Genomic DNA, 18,897 nt, shown 5'->3' with positions numbered 1-18,897 from the left:
CGACCATGACGCAGCCCTATTACGAAACGATGTACATCCTCCGGCCGGACATCCCGGAGGAGGAAGTGGAGACCCACGTCGCCAAGTACCGCGACATCGTCGTCGAGGCCGGCGCCGAAGTGCTCGACACCCAGATGCGCGGCAAGCGCCGCTTGGCCTACCCGATCGCCAAGCATCGGGAAGGTATCTACGTGCAGCTCAACCACAGCGGCGACGGCCAGCAGGTGGCCGTGCTGGAGCGGGCCATGCGTCTCTCCGAGGACGTGATCCGCTATCTCACCGTGATCCAGGACGGTCCCATGCCCCCGCCCCGCAGCGTCCCCGGCGCGGCGGTCGAGGTGGCCCCCACCGAAGCGGCGACGGCCTGAACCGGCTTGTTCTCCCTGGATCACTGGGCCTACAGTCCGCCCAATGGGTGCTAGGCGATGACGGCGACGGACAGGTCCACGGACGGCGATGAGGCCGGCCCGGAAGGCAGACCGGCGTCACGGGGGCTGCCGGCCCAGCCGGCCTTCCCCCCTTCCACCTGGCCCTCCAGTCCACCGCCACCGGCTGCCTCCGTGCTGACGCCCGGCCAGCCGGTGGCCCCCGTTTCGGTGCCACCGCCCACCAGCTTCAGTTTCGGGGAGGTCCCCGCCTCCCACGATCCGGCCCCCATCGTCGACGAGGCCGTCGCTGACGACCTGGGCCATGCGCTGGCGTCCGCCCCCCCTGGGGCCGCGGCTGCGCCGGGAGCAGCGGCGACGGCCGTCCCTGGCCCCACCACGGCCAGCCCCACCAGCCTGGCCATCACCACCACCGGCCCCGACGCCCAGCAGCTGGAGATGGAGCTGGCCGCCGCCCGCGATGAGCTCAAGGCCCTGCACGAAATGCTGGAGGACCTGCCGGAGATCTTCGAGCGCAAGTTCCAGCAGCGGCTGGCCACGGTGATGGAGCACCAGAAGCACCTGCTCGCCGACAACCAGGCCCTGCGGGATCGGCTCTACAGCCTCAACCCCGCCGCGGCCGACGGGCCGCCCCCCGGATCAGGCCGCCCCCAGCCCCTGCTGGTGCCCACCGTGGCCCGGAAGCAGGGCTGGGGCCAGGCCCTGAAGCGGGCCCTGCGGCTGGGGGGCCCGGACGCCGCCAGCCGCTCGGATCGGGAGGGACGCGGCGGTGAAGGGGCGCCCCAGAAGATCAGTCGCCACGACGACGGGCGGCCCATAACCGCGTAGGCATCCCCCAGACGTAGATGAATCCCTCGGCGGCCCGGTGGTCGAAGAGGTCCTCGGCGCCGTAGGTGGCCATGTCGGGGACGTAGAGGCTGTCGCTGGCGCTGGAGCGTCCCACCACCGTGGCGCTGCCCTTCTGCAGGCGGATCCGCACCAGGCCGTTGACCGTGGCCTGGGTGCGGTCGAGGAAGCCGTCGAGGGCGTCCTTCAGGGGCCCGAACCAGAGGCCCTGGTACACCAGATCCGCCCAGCTCATCTCGATCTGGCGCTTGTAGCGCAGCACGTCGGCGGCCAGGGTGAGGCTCTCCAGCTCCTGGTGGGCCCGGATCAGCAGCAGCAGACCCGGGGTCTCGTAGATCTCCCGGCTCTTGATGCCCACCACCCGGTTCTCGATCATGTCGAGGCGGCCGAAACCATGGGCCCCCGCCAGGGCATTGGCCCGGCGGATGAGGGCGACCGGATCGAGGCGCTCGCCGTCGATGGCCACCGGATTGCCCTGCTCGAAGGCGATCTCCACCACCTGCCCCTCGGCCGGGGCGTCCGCCACCGACCGGGTCATGGCGAAGACCTCCTCCGGCGGCTCCACCATCGGATCCTCCAGGGGGCCGGCCTCGATGCTGCGGCCCAGCAGGTTGAGGTCGATCGAGTAGGGGGACTTCTTGCTCACCGGCGCCGGGATGTCGCAGCGCTCGCCGTAGGCGATCGTCTCCTCCCGGCTCATGCCCCACTCCCGGGCCGGGGCCAGCACCTTGAGGTCCGGGGCCAGGGCGCCGATGGCGACGTCGAAGCGCACCTGGTCGTTGCCCTTGCCGGTGCAGCCGTGGGCCACCGCGTCGGCCCCCACCTCGCGGGCCACCTCGACGAGGCGGCGGGCGATCAGGGGCCGGGCCAGGGCCGTGGAGAGGGGGTAGCGCCCCTCATAGAGGGCATTGGCGCGGATGGCCGGGAAGGCGAACTCGCGGATGAACGGCTCGATCAGATCGTCCACCAACGACTGGCTGGCGCCCGCGGCGAGGGCCTTGAGACGGATCGGCTCGAGCTCATCCCCCTGGCCGAGGTCGGCGGCGAAGGTGATCACCTCCTTCACGCCCCACTCGCGCATCAGGTAGGGGATGCAGACGCTGGTGTCGACACCACCGGAATAGGCGAGCACCACCCGCTCGGCACGCGGCGTGCCCACGGGCGATTCAGCGCCCGCCCCCTGCTGCCCCAACGTCGCCATCCGTGCCGCTCCTGCGCTGTGGCGCCCGATTCTGGCGCCTGGGGGTCATTCTCCCCCCTGGTCCGCCGGCGGCAGCCGCCAGCGCAGCAGCACCACCAGGGCCAGCAGCAGCGGCGGCCCCAGCACCAGGGCGGCCACCAGCGCCGGCTGGACCGGCAGGGGCCGGGGCCAGCGCAGGCCGGCGGCGGCCAGCAGGGTGCTGAGCAGGAGGGCCGCCGACCAGAGCCGGCCCACCTCCAGGAACTTGGACGGGGTCATGGGGGCGGCGCGATAGAGTGGTGAGTCGGTCCTTGACGACCCAGCCTGACGGCATGAGCATTCTCGACACCATCAACCCCTCCCTGACCCGCTACGGGCGCAACGAGCCGGCGCCGGTGCTGCCGCTGCGGGATGAGCCCGACCTGCTGAGCCTGCTGGAGGCCAGCGGCCGCCTGGTCGCCGACGAGGAGACCGCCAGCACCGATGTGAGCACGGTGGAGGAGGAGGAGCTGTCGGCGCTGATGGGCGAGAAGGAGGATTACAACCCGGCCGACGAGCCCTCGGAGGAAGACTGGGAGGACTGACGGCCCGCGCCGGCTCCACCCTGCAGCGTTTCCGATGGCCTCCCGCGACGGCCGCCTGCCTGCGGCCCTGCTCGCCCTGATCCTGCTGGGCGCCTGCCTGGCCAGCGATGCCCTGGTGGCCAATTCCATGCTGACCCTGCCGCTGGTGGTGGCGGCCCTGGTCAGCGCCGGTGTGGCGGCCCTCGGGGTGCCGCGGCTGCGGGCCCTGAAGCTCGGCCAGGTGATCCGCGATGAGGGGCCCCAGGCCCACCACAGCAAGGCGGGCACCCCCACCATGGGGGGCCTGCTGGTGGTGCCCGTGGGGGTGCTGGTGGGGGGGCTGATCAGCCCGGAGGATCCCCGCCCGCTGGCGGTGGCGGCGGTCACCCTGGCCTACATGGCGATCGGCGCCGTCGACGACTGGCGCAGCCTCACCCGACGCACCAACACGGGCCTGAGCCCCCGGGGCAAGCTGCTGCTGCAGGCCCTGGCCGCCGTCGGCTTCCTGGTCTGGGCCCACCAGGGTGGCTGGCTGGGGGGTGGGGTGCCGGGGGATCTGGGGCTGCCCTTCGGCCGGGTGCTGACCCTCGGCCTGCTGATCTGGCCCCTGGCCCTGTTCGTGTTCCTGGCCGAGAGCAACGCCACCAACCTCACCGACGGGCTCGACGGCCTGGCCGCCGGCTGCGGCGCCGTGGTGTTCACCGGCATGGGACTGCAGCTGATGCTGCGGGGGCACGGGGGCGATCCGGTGCTGGCCGCCTTCTGCACCGCCATGGCGGGCTGCTGGCTCGGCTTCCTCAGCCAGAACCGCCATCCGGCGCGGGTGTTCATGGGCGACACCGGCTCCCTGGCCATGGGGGCGGCCCTCTCCTCGGTGGCGCTGCTCACCGACAGCCTCTGGCCCCTGCTGCTGATGGGCGGGGTGTTCCTGGCCGAATCCCTCTCGGTGATCCTGCAGGTGGGGGTGTTCAAGGCCACCAAGGGACCCGACGGCCAGGGGCGCCGCCTGTTCCGCATGGCGCCGCTGCACCACCACTTCGAACTCGGGGGACTGCCGGAGCAGCAGGTGGTGCTCGGTCTCTGGGGCGCCAGCCTGATACTGGTGCTGGTGGGGCTGGTGCTGCTGCCCTGAGCAGCCGCTGTCCTGTCGCCGATCCCGGCGATTCCCCGCCCCTCCGTCGCATCCCCGGCCATGGCGTTTTTCACCTGGAAGGAAACGGGCCTCACCGCCGACTGCGCCAGCCTGGAGGCGATGGCGGCGCGCTTCGAGGAGGCGGCCGCCCTGATGCGCCGCATGGCCGATGAGGGCTTCAAGGTGGAGCGCCATCCGGAGGGGCAGCGCATCACCCACCCCGATCCGGCGGTGTTCGGCGCCTACGGCTTCGTGAGCGAGGAATCGGCCGAAAGCCAGCTCACCCTGCTGGACGAGCCCGGTGCCTGAGGGCGGGGCCCCTCAGCGGCGCAGGTATCCCACCAGCCACACCAGCACGAACGCCAGGGACGACACCCCGAGGTAGACCAGCGTCCAGGTCTGGAAGTCGGTGACGCTCCAGCCGAAGGGCAGCAGCCCGTTGGCCGCGTCACCGGCGGTGCTGAAGGCGAGGATTCGGGGGGCCAGGCTGCTGGAGGCCAGGGGGCCGAAGCTCTGGGGGAGCAAGGGGAGAGCCGCGGGCATCGCGGCAGGTTAGGGGAAGGGGCAGGTGCCGCGTCAGGATCGCCTGATCCGCACACCCCCCAGCCATGGCACCAGGCCCTTCCCCCTTCCCGCGGACGGTGATGCTGCTGGGCAGCGGTGAACTGGGCAAGGAGGTGGCCATCGCCGCCCAGCGACTCGGCTGCCGCGTCATCGCCGTCGACCGCTACGCCGGTGCCCCCGCCATGGCGGTGGCGCAGGTGAGCGAGGTGGTGGCCATGGCCGACCCCGAGGCCCTCAAGGCGGTGGTGCGGCGCCATCGGCCCGACGTGGTGATTCCGGAGATCGAGGCCCTGGCGGTGGATGCCCTGGCCGAACTGGAGGCGGAGGGTCTCACCGTGATTCCCACCGCCCGGGCCACGGCGGTGACGATGAATCGCGACCGCATCCGGGACCTGGCCGCCGGCGGGCTGGGGCTGCGCACCGCCCGCTTCGCCTACGCCGAAAGCGCCGATGAACTGGCGGCGGCGGCGCCGCCGCTGGGCTGGCCGGTGGTGGTGAAGCCGGTGATGAGCTCCTCGGGCAAGGGGCAGAGCGTGGTGCACGGCCCCGAGGGGATCGAAGCCGCCTGGGAAGCAGCGATGGCCGGGGCCCGCGGGGAGGGGGCGCGGGTGATCGTGGAGGAGTTCCTGCGCTTCGGCCTCGAGATCACCCTGCTGACCGTGCGCCAGTGGCAGGGGCCCACCCTGTTCTGCCCGCCGATCGGCCACATCCAGGAACGGGGTGACTACCAGTGCAGCTGGCAACCGGCCCGGCTGGGGGAGGAGCAGCTGGCGGCGGCCCAGGCGATGGCGAAGGCCGTCACCGACGACCTGGGCGGCGCCGGCCTGTTCGGGGTGGAGTTCTTCCTCTGCGGCGAGCCCGGCAGCGAGGAGGAGGAGGTGGTGTTCTCCGAGCTGTCGCCGCGGCCCCACGACACCGGCCTGGTGACGCTGGTGGGCCAGAACCTGAGCGAATTCGAGCTGCACCTGCGGGCCGTGCTGGGGCTGCCGATCCCGGAGATCCGCAGCCTCGGAGCGGCGGCCTCCCGGGTGATCCTGGCCGGAGCGGATGTCCCGCCGGGTGCCGGCAGCCCCACCTACCGGGGGCTGGAGCAGGCCCTGGCGGTGCCGGACACCCAGGTGCTGATCTTCGGCAAACCGGAGGCCCGGCCCTGGCGGCGCCTGGGGGTGGCCCTGGCCCGCGGCGACGATGAGGCGGACGCCCGCCGGCGCGCCGACGGGGCTGCGGCCCGTGTGCAGGTGCAGACCAGCCGATAAACCGTCGCCACCACTGGTTTTTCGCCGCTTCGGCGCCTATGGTGCGCCCCTGCGGGTAGCACAATGACTCAGGCCCATTCCCCCTCGAGGCTCTCTCGCTCCCGGAAGACGCGGCAGAAGCGGGAACTCGGGGCGGTGGCGCTGCCGGAGAAAACCGGCGCCAGGCCCGATCCGAAGCAGCGGCCCCCGGCCCCGCAGCGGTCCCGCCGCCGGCCCCTGGTCACCTTCGGCATCGGTGTCGCCGTCGGAGCCTTGGTGGCGGGCCCCCTGCCGGCCCGGATCGCCCCCTTCCTGGCGGGCCTGATTCCCAGTTCCCGCGGCATCGGCGCGGTGCTGAATCCCCTCACGATCGACAACCGGCCGATCCTCGTGCTCGGCCGCGACGCCGTCGGTGAAAACACCGACGTGATGTTCACCGTGCGGCTCGATGGCGACATCACCCACATCACCCAGGTGCCGCGGGACACCTTCATCGAATCGCCCCAGCTGGGGGTGGTGAAGGCCAACTCCCTGTTCGCCCTCGGCGGCATCCAGACCGCCAAGGCGGAAGTGGGCACCCTGCTGGGCACCCCGGTGGAGCGCTACCTCAAGGTGAACCTGGACGCCGTCAACAAGCTGGCCGAAGCCCTCGGAGGCGTCGAGGTGGATGTGCCCAAGCGCATGTACTACGTCGACAACGCCCAGGGCCTCTACATCGACCTCTACCCCGGCAGGCAGCTGCTGAAGGGCAAGGAACTGGAGGGGTTCCTGCGCTTCCGTCACGACGAGCGGGGCGACCTGGGCCGGATGGAACGCCAGCGGCTGGTGATGGCCCAGGTGTTCAGCAAGCTGGCCCAGCCGGCCACGATCGCGAAGCTGCCGGCCCTGCTGGAGATCGCCGGCACCGACATGGTCACCGACCTCTCGCCGATCGAGATGACCCAGCTGATGTCCGCCCTCGGCAAGACGAAGCTGAGCACCCAGCGGGTGCCCGGCCGGCTCTACTGGCACAACGACCTCAGCTACTGGATGCCCGACAGCAACCAGGCCTACCCCAGCGGCAGCGGCGAGGAGCCGCTGCCCTGAGGCCTCAGGGGGTGCGCCAGCCGGCGGTGAGCTCGGCCAGCAGCTGGGCCAGCCCCTCCTGTTTCGGCAGGGCGGCCTCCGCCGCCCACTCGATCTCCTGGATCCTGGCGTCTTCCAGACCCAGCAGCTCCACCAGGTGGCGGTAGGCCACCCGCTCCTGGGCGTTGATGCTGGGTTCCGCCGGTGAGCGCCGGCCCACCCGCACCATCATGTAGCTGAGCTTCAGGGCCAGCTGGCGGTCGTCGGAGCCCGGGAGCTGGGCGACCAGGTCGTCCAGGCCGGAGACCGGCAGCCGCTCGGCCAGGAAGGCCTCCAGCTGCGCATCGCCGAGGCTGTCGGGACTGCCGCCGTGCAGCTGGCTGGCCACCTGTTCGGCCAGCAGCTCCCGCTCCGGCTTGGAGCATTCGCCGTCGGCCCAGGCGACGGTGCAGACGATGCGCAGCAGGGCCGCCTGGGTGGGGGTGAGTTCAGCCATGGGTCAGGCCGCGAGGGGGATGGGGGGATGCTGCTCCAGCACGTGGCGCAGGTAGCGGCCGGTGTGGCTGGCGGGGTTCTGGGCCACGGTCTCGGGGGTGCCGACGGCCACGATCCGGCCCCCCTTGTCCCCGCCCTCGGGCCCCAGGTCGACCAGCCAGTCGGCGCAGCGGATCACATCCAGGTTGTGCTCGATCACCAGGATCGAATTGCCCTTGTCCACCAGACGCTGCATCACGTCCATGAGCTTGTGGACGTCGTAGAAGCTCAGGCCCGTGGTGGGTTCGTCGATCAGGTAGAGGGTCTTGCCGGTGGCGCGGCGGGAGAGCTCGGTGGCCAGCTTCACCCGCTGGGCCTCACCGCCGGAGAGGGTGGGGGCGGGCTGGCCCAGCTTGATGTAGCCGAGGCCCACGTCCACCAGGGTGCTGAGGCGGTCGCCGGCCTGGGGGATGGCGGCGAACACCTCGGCGGCCTGCTCCACCGTCATCTCCAGCACGTCGGCGATGGTGTGGCCCCGGAAGGTGACCTGCAGGGTCTCGCGGTTGTAGCGGGCCCCCTTGCAGACGTCGCACTGGACATAGACGTCGGGGAGGAAGTTCATCTCGATCACGTTCACCCCCTGGCCGCTGCAGGCCTCGCAGCGGCCGCCCTTGACATTGAAGCTGAACTGGCCCACCTGATAGCCGCGGGCCTTGGCCTCCACCGTGGCGGCGAACACCTGGCGGATGGGATCGAAGGCGCCGGTGTAGGTGGCGGGGTTGGAGCGGGGGGTGCGGCCGATCGGCGACTGGTCGATGACGATCACCTTGTCGATCGCCTTGATGCCCCGCAGCTCCTCGAGTCCGGTGGGAAAGGGCACCTTCATGCCCAGGCGGTTCTCGAGGGCCGGGTGCAGCAGCTCGTTCACCAGGGTGCTCTTGCCGCTGCCGCTCACCCCGGTGACGCACACCAGCCGGCCGAGGGGGATCTCCACGTCGATGCCCTGGAGGTTGTTGCGGCTGCAGTTCACCAGGGTGAGCCGGCGGCTGCCGGCATCGCGGCGCTCGGCGGGGGTGGGGATGGAGCGGCGACCGCTCAGGTAGGCCCCGGTGAGGGAGGCCTCGGCGGCCAGAAGGTTCTCCAGGGAGCCCTCGGCGACGATGTGGCCGCCATGGACGCCGGCGCCGGGACCGATGTCCACCAGGTAATCGGCGGCGCGGATCGTGTCCTCGTCGTGCTCCACCACGATCAGGGTGTTGCCCAGGTCGCGCAGCTTGGTGAGGGTGGCCAGCAGGCGGTCGTTGTCGCGCTGGTGCAGGCCGATGCTGGGCTCGTCGAGCACGTACAGAACGCCGGTGAGGCCGGCACCGATCTGGGTGGCCAGGCGGATCCGCTGGGCCTCCCCGCCGGAGAGGGTCATGGCGGGCCGATCCAGGCTCAGGTAATCCAGGCCCACATCCAGCAGGAACTTCAGCCGCATGCGGATCTCCCGCAGCACCAGGTCGCCGATCTGGATCTGGCGGCTGCTGAGCAGGGGCTCGGCCCCTTCATGGGCACCCACCCCCATCAGGGCCTCGATCCGCTCCAGGCTGTCGGCCACGCTCACGGACGTGAGCTCATGGATGGCGTAGGGACCCACCCGCACCGCCAGGGCTTCGGGGCGCAGCCGCAGGCCGTGGCAGCTGGCGCAGGGCACCAGCTCCAGGTACTTCTCCAGCTTCTGGCGCACCGATTCGCCGCTGGCATCGCGCAGCTGGCGCTCCAGGATCGGCAGGATCCCCTCGAAGGGCCGCACATAGCCCTCGCTCTTGCGGTAGCGGCTGTCGGCCTTGATGGCGATCGGCTCCTGGCTGCCGTGCAGCAGCACCGTGCGCTGGGCGTCGGTGAGCTGGTTCCAGGGGGTCTTGAGCTCGAATCCGAAGGCCTCGCCGACGCTGAACAGCAGGGAGAAGTAGTAGCTGTTCTCCTTGTCGCTCCAGGGGGCGATGGCGGCGTACACCGGCAGGGAGGGATCGGGCACCACCCGCTCCACCGTGAACTTGCGCAGGTGGCCGATGCCGTGGCAGTCGGGGCAGGCGCCGTAGGGGCTGTTGAAGGAGAACAGCCGGGGCGAGAGCTCCTCCATCACCGCCCCGTGCACGGGGCAGGCGAAGTTCTCGGAGTAGAGCCGCTCCCGCTCCACCCCCTCGGGCAGGGATTCATCGGCCTTGGGCACCACCTCCACCAGGGCCAGGCCCTCGCCCCGCTTGAGGGCGGTGCGCAGGGAATCGGTGAGCCGCTCGTTGATTCCCTCGCGGGCCACCAGCCGGTCGACCACCACCTCGATGTGGTGGGCGTGGTTCTTGTCGAGCTCGATGTTGTCGGCCAGCTCGCGCACCTCGCCGTTGATCCGCACCCGGGCGAAGCCCTCGGCCACCAGGCCGGCCAGCAGCTTCACGTGGGTGCCCTTCTTGCCCCGCACCACGGGCGCCAGCAGCTGGTAGCGGGTGCCCTCCGGCAGGGTGAGGATCTGGTCCACCATCTCGTCGATGGACTGGGGCTTGATCGAGCGGTCGCACTGGGGGCAGTGGGGTTCGCCGGCGCGGCCGTAGAGGAGCCGCAGATAGTCCTGGATCTCCGTCACCGTGCCGACGGTGGAGCGGGGGTTGTGGCTGGGGGACTTCTGGTCGATCGAGATGGCGGGCGAGAGCCCCTCGATCGCATCCACGTCCGGCTTGTCCACCTGGCCGAGGAACTGGCGGGCGTAGGCGGAGAGGCTCTCCACGTAGCGCCGCTGGCCCTCGGCGAAGATCGTGTCGAAGGCGAGGGAGCTCTTGCCGCTGCCGCTCACGCCGGTGAACACCACCATCCGGTTGCGCGGGATGGTGAGATCGACGTTGCGCAGGTTGTGCTGCCGGGCCCCGCGGACCCGGATCACATCCTCGAGGCTGCCGCCGGTGAGGGTGCGCAGGGCGATGTCGGGTGAGGGGGCGGCATCCTCCGGGAGCTTGCCGGAGGTGCCGTTGCCGGGAGCCGCGCTCTTGCTGGAGGATCCGACGCGGGCACGGGGCATGGGGGGCGGTCGGCAGCCGATGAGTCTACGGGGGATGGCCCTGGGACAGGCTCAGGCCAGGGCCGGCAGGGGGGCGGCGGCGCCGCAGAGCTCCAGGCTCACGTCCCAGAGGCGCCGGCACTGGTCGGCATCAAGGGCGGCCGGGGCGATGCGCACCTCCGTGGGCCAGCCCCGCAGGCCGCCCCACTGGTCGGGTCCGTAGTGGCCACCCGGCCTGGCCTCGGGCGCGGTGGCGGCGAACAGCTGGGGCAGGGCCCCCATGGCGGCGCTCTGGAAGAGCGGATCCATCAGCCGGTAGGCCAGGGGCTCGAACCAAGAGCCGGTGGCGGCGATCGAGGCGGGCTGGAGGTTGGTGCGGGCGAAACCGGGGTGGGCCGCCAGCGACAGGACGGGGCTGCCCTGGTCGGCGAGGCGCCGCTGCAGCTCCAGGGCGAACATCACGTTGGCCAGCTTGCTCTGGCCGTAGGCCCGCCAGCGGTCGTAGCGGCGCTCGCCCTGGAGATCGTCGAAGGCGATGCGGCCGAAGTACTGGGCCCCGGAGGTGACGGTGACCACCCGGGCGCCGGGCCGGTCGCGCAGCAGGGGCAGCAGGGCGAGGGTGAGGGCGACGTGGCCCAGGTGGTTGGTGCCGAACTGGAGCTCGAAACCCTGGCGGGTGAGGGTCCGGGGCGGCGCCATCACGCCGGCGTTGTTGATCAGCAGGTCGAGGCGGCCGTAGCGCTCGGCGACGGTGACGGCGGCGGCGGCCACGCTGGCCAGATCGGCCAGATCCAGGGGCACCAGGTCGAGGGCGCCGGTGGAGGCGGCGGCGGTGAGCAGCTGCTCGCGGGCCAGCTCCGCCCTGGCGAGGGAACGGCAGGCCAGCAGCACGGTGGCGCCCCGGGCCGCCAGCGCCCGGGCCGTCTCCAGGCCCAGGCCACTGTTGGCCCCGGTGACCAGGGCGATGCGGCCGGACTGGTCAGGGATGTCGGCGACGGTCCAGCGCATGGTGATCAGGAAGCGAGAAGCGTTCGGGGGGAAGCCATCAGCCGGAGACGGCCTGCCCCGCTGAAATCGTAACGGAATGTGACGGCTGCGGTCCTTCCCGGCGCAGCAGGAAGAAGAAGGGCGTCTCCATGCCCTTGAGGTCCATCACCCCCAGCACGGTGTCGTCATCCACCCTGCGGAAGACATCGTTGATGGGGAGGTGGTCGTACTGCATGGTCGCGCTCACCACACCGCGGTAGCGGGTCATCCGCAGCCGGGCCCGGGAGCGGCGGGTGCTGAGCAGGGGCAGCAGCAGCTGGAACAGGCGGCCGGCCAGCGGCGAGGTCGGGATCGGCACGCGCCCGCTCAGGCGCAGCCCGGGCCCCATGGCCCTCGGCTCCAGGCAGGTGAGGCCGCCGCCGAGGCTGCGGAACACCAGCGGATGGACCTCCTCGGCGCTGTCGAAACGCTTCCCATGCCAGTGGAAGGCCTCCAGGGCGCCGTCGAGCGGATGGCCGGTGGGGACGCTCTCCCCCCGCCAGGCCCCCAGCAGGTCGTCGATCTCCACCGCCGGCAGGGCATCGAAGCGGGCGAAGGCCGCCTCCGGGGTCATCGGAGCTGCGGAGGGCGAACCGATGGCGGGTTCCGGCATCACGGCTCCATGCTCCGTCGCCGACGGGTGCAGCGCGGGAGCCGGATCCCCATGGAACTGTCCTGCGAAGGCGCTCCTAGCGTGAACGGGCCAGGTGCGCGCCGGTGCGATTGATGACCCTCCACGACAGAGCGGCAGCCCGGTACTCGCTGGAGGACGACATCTACTCCTCCTCCGATCTCTCGGTCACCCTGCCCAAGAGCCATTTTCCGAGGAAGGAGCACAACCCCCGCGCCGTGTTCGCCGCGATCCGCGACGAGCTGATGCTGGATGGCAATTCCCGCCAGAACCTGGCCACCTTCTGCCAGACCTGGGTGGAGGACGAAGTCCATGCCCTGATGGATCTGTGCATCGACAAGAACATCGAGGACAAGGACGAATATCCCCAGACCGCCGAGATCGAAGCCCGCTGCGCCCGCATGGTGGCCGATCTCTGGCATGCCCCCTCGGTCGACGGCGCCATCGGCTGCTCCACCACCGGCTCCAGCGAGGCCGCCATGCTCGGGGGCCTGGCGATGAAGCGCCGCTGGGAGGCCCGGCGCCAGGGGGAGGGGAAACCCAGCCACCGGCCCAACCTGGTGACCGGGCCGGTGCAGATCTGCTGGCACAAGTTCTGCCGCTACTGGGACATCGAGCACCGCGAGATCCCGATGCAGCCCGACCAGCTGATCCTCAGTCCCGAGGCGGCACTCGGCTACTGCGACGAGAACACCATCGGTGTGGTGCCCACCCTGGGGGTCACCTTCACCGGCCAGTAGGAACCGGTGGAGGCGCTGGCGGCCGCCCTCGATGATCTGGAGGCCCGCACCGGCCTCGACATCCCCATCCACGTGGACGCCGCCAGCGGCGGCTTCCTGGCCCCCTTCTGCGCCCCCGATCTGGTCTGGGACTTCCGCCTGCCGCGGGTGCGCTCGATCAATGCCTCCGGCCACAAATTCGGCCTGGCGCCCCTGGGCGTGGGCTGGGTGCTGTGGCGGCAGGCCGCCGATCTTCCAGAGGAGATGGTGTTCTGGGTGAACTACCTGGGCGGCAACATGCGCGATCTCACCCTCAACTTCTCCAGGCCGGGGGGGCAGGTGGTGTGTCAGTACTACAACTTCCTGCGCCTGGGCCGGGAGGGCTACCGCAAGGTGCATGCCGCCTGCTACGCCACGGCCCAGTACCTGGCGGCGGAGATCGGCCGGCTGGGTCCGTTCGAGATCCTGTTCGGCGGCGACGACCAGGCGGGCATTCCCGCTCTCACCTGGAGGATCCGGGAGGGAAGCGAGGTGACCTTCAACCTCTACGCCCTCGCCGATCGCCTGCGGGTGCGCGGCTGGCAGGTGCCCGCCTACAGCCTGCCGGCCCACTGCCAGGACATCACGGTGCAACGGATCCTGGTGCGCCATGGCGTCAGCCGCGATCTGGCCGATCTGCTGCTGGAGAACATCCGCCAGTCGCTCGACTTCTTCGCCAGCCACCCCGGCCACAACGCCCTCAGCGAAGCGACGGCCTCGGGGTTCCACCACTGATCGCCGTCCAGGCCGCCGGCACCTGAGCCACCGACCAGGCCTGGGCGATGCAGCCCCCGGGGCATGGGGGGGATCGTCACGGAATCCAGAGCCGAAAGAGTGGCACCGGGCTGGACCAGCGGGGTCCCTACAGTGCTAGCAGCCTGTAAGCAATCAGCTAGCCCAATGCGAACGCTCTATCTGCGCAACGTTCCCGATGACGTCGTGGAGCGGCTCGAACGGCTGGCGGCCGAGGCGGGCCTGCCCTTGAGCTCGTTCGCCGTCAGGGAACTCGCCGAGGCCTCCCGACGGGCGAACGCAGCGGATCTTCTGGCCGCCCTCCCCGATCTGGGGGTGCCCTCCGACGCCATCGTGGCCGCCATCGATGCGGAGAGGGACGCCGGGTGATCGTGGCCGATGCCTCCGCCGTGGTGGCGGCCCTCCTCAATGACGGGCCGGCGCGGCGGAGCCTCGCCTCCCAGCCGGTCCATGCGCCCCATCTCGTGGATGCGGAGGTGCTTTCGGTGCTGCGGCGCCTCACTCTGGCTGGCCGGCTGGATCCGCACCTCGCCGAGGCGATGATCGACGCCCTGGCCCACCTCGGGATCCGGCGCCATGGCGGCACCGGACTGTTGCCTCGGATCTGGGGTCTGCGGGGAAACCTCACCGCCTATGACGCCTCCTATGTGGCCCTGGCGGAATCGCTCGGCTGCCCGCTGCTGAGCGCGGATCGGCGCCTGGCCAGGGGGCCAGGACCGCGGTGCGCGATTCAGCTGGTGCCCGGATGAGCCCTGCCGGCGCGGGTCGCTCCTGGACACGGACACCGCTTCAGGCCGCCGCCCCTGAGCCCAGCAGGCTGGCCGCATAGCTGTGGGCCTCGCCGGAGTCGCCGCCGGCCAGTTCCGCCAGCTCCGCCTGGCGCTCCTGAGTGTCCCGCAGGTGGGACACCCGCGTGTGGGTGAGGCCGGCCTCGACGCTCTTGCTGACCCGGAAGTGGTGCTGGGCGGCGGCGGCCACCAGGGGCTGGTGGGTGATGCAGAACACCTGGCGCTGCTCGGCGAGGCGCCGCAGCAGCTGGGCCATGGCACCACTGACGCGGCCGCTCACCCCCGCATCGATCTCATCGAACAGCAGGGTGACGTGGGGGTCGGCCGCGGCCAGGCAGGTTTTCAGCGCCAGCAGGAAGCGGCTCATCTCACCGCCCGAGGCCACCTCCGCCAGGGGTGCCGGCGGCTGGCCCGGGTTGGCGGAGAACAGGAACTGCACCGCATCGGCCCCCTCCTCGCCGGCCTCGGCGGGGCTGAGGGCCACGGCGAAGCGCACGTTGGCGAGGCCCATGGGGCGAAGGGCCGCCATCAGCTGCTCCTCGAGGCCGCGGGCGGCGGCGCGGCGGGCCTGGGTGAGGGCGGCATTGGCCCGGTCGCGCCGCTGGCGGGCGGCGGCTTCGGCGGCCTCCAGGCCCGCCAGGGCCGCCTGGGCATCCGCCCCGGCCAGCTGATCGCGCAGCTCGTCGCGCCGGGCGATCAGTTCGGCCAGGGTCTGGCCATGGCGGCGCTCCAGGGCCTTGAGCTGGGCCATGCGCTCCTGCAGCAGGGCCAGGCTGTCGGGATCGCTCTCCAGCAGGGAGCCGTAGCGATCCAGATCCCGGGCCAGATCCTGCAGGCCGGCCAGGGCCTCGGCGCAGGCGCCGTGCAGGGGCGCGACACCGGCGTCGAGGCCGGCCATGGTCTGCAGCTCCTGGTCGCAGGCCGCCAGGTGATCCAGCACCGAAGGAGCACCCTCGGCCCCCTCCACCAACCGGCCGATCAGGGTCATCACCCCCTCCTGCAGGCGCACGCCGTGGGCGAGCCGGTCCTGCTCGCCCTGGAGCCGCTGGCGCTCGGCGGGGTCGTCCAGCTCCGCCGCCTCCAGTTCCGCCAGCAGCTCCTCCTGCCGTTGCCGATCCCGGGCGAAGCGCTCCCGGTCGGCGCGGGCCCGCGCCAGGGCGTCGGCCTCCCCCTTCCAGAGCTGCCAGGCGGCGCGGGTGGCCTCCAGAAGGGCGGCCAGCTCCTCGCCGGCGAAGCGATCCAGCCAGCGGCGCTGCTGCCCGGGGCGACCCAGCTGCTGGGTCTGGCCCTGGACGGTGAGGTCGAGCAGCAGGGGGCGCAGCTCCAGCACCTGGCTGCGGCTCACCACCACCCCGTTGAGCCGGTGGCGGCTGGTGAGACGGTCGTCCTGCAGGCGCCAGTCGCGGCTGAGCAGCAGCTCGTCGTCCTCGGCCTCGAGCTCCTGGCGCTCCAGCCAGTCGCGCACCGGGGCCGTCAGGCGGAAGCTGGCCTCGATGCGGCCCCGCTCGGCGCCGCGTCGCAGCAGCCGGGCCCCCTGGCTGCCCTGGGCACCGCCGAGCAGGGCGTCGAGGGCATCGAGCAGGATCGACTTGCCGGCGCCGGTCTCGCCGGTGAGCACGGTGAAGCCCGCCGAGAACACCAGCTCCAGGCGCTCGATCAGGGCGATGTTCTCGAGGCGCAGACCCGTGAGCACCCAGGCCTCCGGCGAGCGATCGGTACGTGGCCCGACCGTAGCGGCTGTGACTTTCGTTTAGAAGGGGGTTCCGCCCGCCGGCGCCGCGGCGGTGCCCCCCAGCCATGGTCTCCTCACCCCCCGCCCCCGCCGCGACCCCCGAGCGCCCGGGCGCCACCGTCGAGACGGGCGTCGAGATGGGGGACTTCCTGGAGGCGGCGGGCCTGCTCAGCTACGACCCGGCCGCCATCACCCGCATCTACGCCGGCCACCCGATGCGCCTGGTGCGGCGGGTCTGGCAGACCCTGGTGCCGATCGGCCTCTACCTGCTGGGGGTGGGCGTCGACTGGTCCACCGGCCAGTTGGCCAACCCCGCCCGGGCGCGGGAACGGGCCCGGGAGTGCGCCGAACTGCTGGTGGCCCTCGGCCCCGCCTTCATCAAGGCGGGCCAGGCCCTCTCCACCCGGCCCGACATCATTCCGCCGGTGCTGCTGGAGGAGCTTGCCCAGCTGCAGGACCAGCTGCCGGGCTTCGACAGCGCCCTGGCCATGGCCTGCATCGAGGAGGACCTCGGCGCTCCGGTGGAGACGATCTTCGCCTCCCTGGAGAAGGAGCCAATCTCCGCCGCCTCCCTCGGCCAGGTGCACCGGGGCGTGCTGATGAGCGGCGAGCGGGTGGCGGTGAAGGTGCAGCGACCCGGCCTGCGGGAGCAGATCACCCTCGACCTCTACATCGTCCGCAACATCGCCGCCTGGCTGAACCGGAATGTGGGGCTGATCAAGAGCGATCTGGTCGGTCTGATCGATGAACTCGGCAAGCGGGTCTTCGAGGAGATGGACTACATCAACGAGGCCACCAACGCCGAGACCTTCGCCCGCCTCCACAGCCACAACCCCCGCATCGCCGTCCCCGCCATCTACCGCCAGGCCACCAGCCGCCGGGTGCTGACCATGGAGTGGATCGACGGCGTCAAGCTCACCAACCTCGACGCGGTGCGGGCCCTGGGGGTCGACCCCGACGACATGGTGGAGGTGGGGGTCAACTGCAGCCTGAAGCAGCTGCTGGAGGATGGTTTCTTCCACGCCGATCCCCACCCCGGCAACCTGCTGGCCCTGCCCGACGGACGCCTGGCCTACCTGGATTTCGGCATGATGAGCGAGGTGTCGCGGGAGGCGCGCACCGGGCTGATCCAGGCGGTGGTGCACCTGGTGAACCGCAACTTCGGTGCCCTCTCCAAGGACTTCGTGCAGCTGGGCTTCCTGGGGGAAGCGGTGGACCTGGAGCCGATCGTGCCGGCCTTCGAGACGGTGTTCGGCCAGGCCCTGGAGATGGGGGTGAGCCGCATGGACTTCAAGGCGGTCACCGACGACCTCTCCGGGGTCATGTACCGCTTCCCGTTCCAGGTGCCGCCGTACTACGCCCTGATCATCCGCTCGCTGGTGACTCTGGAGGGCATCGCCCTGAGTGTGGATCCGGATTTCAAGATCCTCGGCGCCGCCTACCCCTACTTCGCCCGCCGGCTGATGGAGGATCCCGATCCCCAGCTGCGCCGCAGCCTGCGGGAGATGCTCTACGACGGCGACGAGTTCCGCTGGCAGCGGCTGGAGAGCCTGGTGGCCAGTGCCTCACTGCAGGACCAGCTCGACCTCGACGGCCTGCTCGATCAGGTGCTGGATTTCCTCTTCTCCCCCAACGGCGGACTGCTGCGCCAGCAGCTCGTTGATGCGCTGGTGCAGCAGATGGATGCCCTGGCCTGGAACACCACCCTGCGGCTCGGCCGGCGGCTGCCCACCCGCCTGCTGCCGCCCGGGCTGCGGGCCCTGCCGCCCACCCCGGCGGGCCCACCGCTGCTGGATCTGGAGCCGATCCAGGAGCTTCTGGCCATCCTGCGCGACCTGCCCGGCTTCGAGCCGTCGCTGCTGCTGAAGCGCCTGCCCCGGGTGCTGGGGGAACCGGATCTGCGCCGCATGGGACTGCAGGTGGCGAAGGGGCTGGCGGAGCGGGGCGTGGTGCACCTGCTGCGCGATGTGCTGGTGACGCCGGCGGTGCGTCAGGCCGCCGGTGTCTCCGGCGCCTGAGATCCGTAGAGTCAACAGAACCCACAGGGAGACAAGCGTGAACAAGCGGCGAAGGCTCCTGGCCGCTGTCCTGGGTCTGGGACTGTGCTGCGCGACTCCCGCGGCCATGGCCACCGAGAACCTGGTGTTCACCAGCGGGGCCTTCCGGCGCTCGATCCCGGTGGCCGACCTTGAGCACCTGGCCACCACCGGTGAGGCCCGCGGACTGCTGGCCGACGTGCTGCGGCTGGGCCGCCAGGACCCCAAGCAGGTCAGCAAGCTGCTGAACGAATCGGTGAAGCTGCCGATCGTGCTGATGAGCCGCCTGCTCAACACCCGCATCGGTGAGGCGATCCTGGCCCGCCTGGCCCGGATCCTGTTCCCCCTGCGGGCCCCGGAGGCCGGCGTGCCCGCCCTGCGGGCCGCCATGGTGCTGGGCACCTACGAGGGCAAGGGGTCGCTGTCGGCCATCACCTTCCTGCGGGCCTACCCGACCCGGGAGCTGGAGGTGAGCATCCCGGCCCTGATGGCGCTGGCGTCCAAGGCCTCCTCGATCAGCGAACTGGTGCGCTTCTTCTCCGAATCGCCGCTGGACGGGCTGCGGGGCAGCGAACCCCAGGCGACCCCGGCGCCGGCACCCGCCGCGCCGGCGCCGGCGCCGGCCGCCCCCGCCCCCGCCCCCTGACGCCCCGGACCGGAGCCCTACATTGACGTCAGCCACGCCGCTGTCCCCCGT

Annotated in this window: 19 protein-coding genes and 1 pseudogene; 12 read left to right on the top strand and 8 right to left on the bottom strand. The window is 71.4% G+C overall.

Annotated features, from left to right (window positions below; all coding sequences use genetic code 11):
• Positions 1 to 5: 5 nt before the first annotated feature.
• Positions 6 to 368, top strand: coding sequence for a 30S ribosomal protein S6 (gene rpsF / locus L107_RS08660; RefSeq protein WP_015109956.1), 363 nt, complete (start codon positions 6 to 8; stop codon positions 366 to 368).
• A gap of 192 nt (positions 369 to 560) precedes the next feature.
• A complete protein-coding gene (locus L107_RS08655) occupies positions 561 to 1,214 on the top strand; it encodes a hypothetical protein (protein ID WP_159817911.1) in 654 nt (217 codons plus the stop codon).
• Here the strand turns inward: L107_RS08655 and L107_RS08650 are convergent.
• On the bottom strand, positions 1,177 to 2,433 hold the full coding sequence (locus tag L107_RS08650) for an argininosuccinate synthase (RefSeq protein ID WP_159817909.1): 1,257 nt from the start codon (positions 2,431 to 2,433) through the stop codon (positions 1,177 to 1,179). The two genes, L107_RS08655 and L107_RS08650, sit on opposite strands and share 38 nt — an antisense overlap.
• 45 nt (positions 2,434 to 2,478) lie before the next feature.
• A complete protein-coding gene (locus L107_RS08645) occupies positions 2,479 to 2,691 on the bottom strand; it encodes a hypothetical protein (protein ID WP_159817907.1) in 213 nt (70 codons plus the stop codon).
• A 53-nt stretch (positions 2,692 to 2,744) separates the two neighbouring features.
• Between L107_RS08645 and L107_RS08640 the strand changes: the two genes are divergently transcribed.
• Genes L107_RS08640 through L107_RS08630 form a run of 3 tightly spaced genes read left to right on the top strand, consistent with a single transcriptional unit; the run spans position 2,745 to position 4,416 of the window.
• Positions 2,745 to 2,996 carry a DUF3134 family protein gene (locus L107_RS08640; RefSeq protein ID WP_159817905.1) on the top strand — a complete coding sequence of 84 codons (252 nt, stop codon included), beginning with the start codon at positions 2,745 to 2,747 and terminating at the stop codon, positions 2,994 to 2,996.
• Between the two features lie 34 nt (positions 2,997 to 3,030).
• Entirely contained in the window at positions 3,031 to 4,107 is a 1,077-nt protein-coding gene (mraY, locus tag L107_RS08635; RefSeq protein WP_159817903.1) for a phospho-N-acetylmuramoyl-pentapeptide-transferase, read from the top strand.
• A gap of 60 nt (positions 4,108 to 4,167) precedes the next feature.
• Entirely contained in the window at positions 4,168 to 4,416 is a 249-nt protein-coding gene (locus tag L107_RS08630; protein WP_159817901.1) for a hypothetical protein, read from the top strand.
• Positions 4,417 to 4,428: 12 nt separating this feature from the next.
• Here L107_RS08630 and L107_RS08625 read toward each other — a convergent pair whose 3' ends face one another.
• Positions 4,429 to 4,650, bottom strand: a complete 222-nt coding sequence (locus L107_RS08625) for a 5'-phosphoribosylglycinamide transformylase (protein WP_370515449.1) — start codon at positions 4,648 to 4,650, stop codon at positions 4,429 to 4,431.
• A gap of 65 nt (positions 4,651 to 4,715) precedes the next feature.
• On the opposite strand from L107_RS08625, the gene purT reads away from it, so the two are divergent.
• Positions 4,716 to 5,927 carry a formate-dependent phosphoribosylglycinamide formyltransferase gene (gene purT / locus L107_RS08620; RefSeq protein WP_159817899.1) on the top strand — a complete coding sequence of 404 codons (1,212 nt, stop codon included), beginning with the start codon at positions 4,716 to 4,718 and terminating at the stop codon, positions 5,925 to 5,927.
• Positions 5,928 to 6,062: 135 nt separating this feature from the next.
• A complete protein-coding gene (locus L107_RS08615; RefSeq protein WP_236550589.1) occupies positions 6,063 to 6,992 on the top strand; it encodes an LCP family protein in 930 nt (309 codons plus the stop codon).
• Between the two features lie 4 nt (positions 6,993 to 6,996).
• On the opposite strand, the gene L107_RS08610 is transcribed toward L107_RS08615, so the two are convergent.
• From L107_RS08610 to L107_RS08595, 4 genes are read right to left on the bottom strand one after another with little or no spacing between them, the layout of a single operon-like run.
• Positions 6,997 to 7,467, bottom strand: a complete 471-nt coding sequence (locus L107_RS08610) for a TerB family tellurite resistance protein (RefSeq protein WP_159817895.1) — start codon at positions 7,465 to 7,467, stop codon at positions 6,997 to 6,999.
• 3 nt (positions 7,468 to 7,470) lie between these two features.
• Entirely contained in the window at positions 7,471 to 10,497 is a 3,027-nt protein-coding gene (gene uvrA, locus L107_RS08605; protein WP_236550588.1) for an excinuclease ABC subunit UvrA, read from the bottom strand.
• 51 nt (positions 10,498 to 10,548) lie between these two features.
• Positions 10,549 to 11,484 (bottom strand): oxidoreductase, encoded by a 936-nt coding sequence (locus L107_RS08600; RefSeq protein ID WP_159817893.1) that lies wholly within the window; start codon positions 11,482 to 11,484, stop codon positions 10,549 to 10,551.
• 37 nt (positions 11,485 to 11,521) lie between these two features.
• Entirely contained in the window at positions 11,522 to 12,115 is a 594-nt protein-coding gene (locus tag L107_RS08595) for a DUF4334 domain-containing protein (protein WP_236550587.1), read from the bottom strand.
• 113 nt (positions 12,116 to 12,228) lie between these two features.
• On the opposite strand from L107_RS08595, the pseudogene L107_RS08590 reads away from it, so the two are divergent.
• The 3 genes and pseudogenes from L107_RS08590 (at position 12,229) to L107_RS08580 (ending at position 14,393) form a co-directional block, all read left to right on the top strand.
• Positions 12,229 to 13,626, top strand: a pseudogene (locus tag L107_RS08590) (glutamate decarboxylase).
• Between the two features lie 165 nt (positions 13,627 to 13,791).
• Positions 13,792 to 14,013 carry an antitoxin gene (locus tag L107_RS08585; RefSeq protein WP_159817891.1) on the top strand — a complete coding sequence of 74 codons (222 nt, stop codon included), beginning with the start codon at positions 13,792 to 13,794 and terminating at the stop codon, positions 14,011 to 14,013.
• The gene (locus tag L107_RS08580; protein ID WP_159817889.1) at positions 14,010 to 14,393 is read left to right on the top strand and encodes a type II toxin-antitoxin system VapC family toxin; all 384 of its coding nucleotides are present in this window, start codon (positions 14,010 to 14,012) and stop codon (positions 14,391 to 14,393) included. The genes L107_RS08585 and L107_RS08580 overlap by 4 nt, the downstream gene beginning before the upstream one ends.
• Positions 14,394 to 14,433: 40 nt before the next feature.
• Here the strand turns inward: L107_RS08580 and recN are convergent, their stop codons facing one another.
• Positions 14,434 to 16,125 (bottom strand): DNA repair protein RecN, encoded by a 1,692-nt coding sequence (gene recN / locus L107_RS08575; protein ID WP_159817887.1) that lies wholly within the window; start codon positions 16,123 to 16,125, stop codon positions 14,434 to 14,436.
• A gap of 176 nt (positions 16,126 to 16,301) precedes the next feature.
• Between recN and L107_RS08570 the strand changes: the two genes are divergently transcribed.
• Both L107_RS08570 and L107_RS08565 read left to right on the top strand, forming a co-directional pair.
• Positions 16,302 to 18,182 (top strand): AarF/ABC1/UbiB kinase family protein, encoded by a 1,881-nt coding sequence (locus L107_RS08570; protein ID WP_159818118.1) that lies wholly within the window; start codon positions 16,302 to 16,304, stop codon positions 18,180 to 18,182.
• A 37-nt stretch (positions 18,183 to 18,219) separates the two neighbouring features.
• On the top strand, positions 18,220 to 18,846 hold the full coding sequence (locus L107_RS08565; RefSeq protein ID WP_159817885.1) for an alpha/beta hydrolase: 627 nt from the start codon (positions 18,220 to 18,222) through the stop codon (positions 18,844 to 18,846).
• Positions 18,847 to 18,897 lie beyond the last annotated feature (51 nt).

The sequence above is a fragment of the Cyanobium sp. Copco_Reservoir_LC18 genome (assembly GCF_009834675.1).
Classification (GTDB): Bacteria; Cyanobacteriota; Cyanobacteriia; order PCC-6307; family Cyanobiaceae; genus Cyanobium; species Cyanobium minutissimum.
This window is presented reverse-complemented; position numbering and strand designations above follow the sequence as displayed.

Excerpts from the sequence above, each read along its gene's own strand:
- rpsF (WP_015109956.1), top strand. The coding sequence starts at position 6 with ATGACGCAGCCCTATTACGAAACGATGTACATCCTCCGGCCGGACATC.
- L107_RS08650 (WP_159817909.1), bottom strand. The coding sequence starts at position 2,433 with ATGGCGACGTTGGGGCAGCAGGGGGCGGGCGCTGAATCGCCCGTGGGC.
- L107_RS08645 (WP_159817907.1), bottom strand. The coding sequence starts at position 2,691 with ATGACCCCGTCCAAGTTCCTGGAGGTGGGCCGGCTCTGGTCGGCGGCC.
- L107_RS08640 (WP_159817905.1), top strand. The coding sequence starts at position 2,745 with ATGAGCATTCTCGACACCATCAACCCCTCCCTGACCCGCTACGGGCGC.
- mraY (WP_159817903.1), top strand. The coding sequence starts at position 3,031 with ATGGCCTCCCGCGACGGCCGCCTGCCTGCGGCCCTGCTCGCCCTGATC.
- L107_RS08630 (WP_159817901.1), top strand. The coding sequence starts at position 4,168 with ATGGCGTTTTTCACCTGGAAGGAAACGGGCCTCACCGCCGACTGCGCC.
- L107_RS08625 (WP_370515449.1), bottom strand. The coding sequence starts at position 4,650 with ATGCCCGCGGCTCTCCCCTTGCTCCCCCAGAGCTTCGGCCCCCTGGCC.
- purT (WP_159817899.1), top strand. The coding sequence starts at position 4,716 with ATGGCACCAGGCCCTTCCCCCTTCCCGCGGACGGTGATGCTGCTGGGC.
- L107_RS08610 (WP_159817895.1), bottom strand. The coding sequence starts at position 7,467 with ATGGCTGAACTCACCCCCACCCAGGCGGCCCTGCTGCGCATCGTCTGC.
- uvrA (WP_236550588.1), bottom strand. The coding sequence starts at position 10,497 with ATGCCCCGTGCCCGCGTCGGATCCTCCAGCAAGAGCGCGGCTCCCGGC.
- L107_RS08600 (WP_159817893.1), bottom strand. The coding sequence starts at position 11,484 with ATGCGCTGGACCGTCGCCGACATCCCTGACCAGTCCGGCCGCATCGCC.
- L107_RS08595 (WP_236550587.1), bottom strand. The coding sequence starts at position 12,115 with ATGCCGGAACCCGCCATCGGTTCGCCCTCCGCAGCTCCGATGACCCCG.
- L107_RS08585 (WP_159817891.1), top strand. The coding sequence starts at position 13,792 with ATGCGAACGCTCTATCTGCGCAACGTTCCCGATGACGTCGTGGAGCGG.
- L107_RS08570 (WP_159818118.1), top strand. The coding sequence starts at position 16,302 with ATGGGGGACTTCCTGGAGGCGGCGGGCCTGCTCAGCTACGACCCGGCC.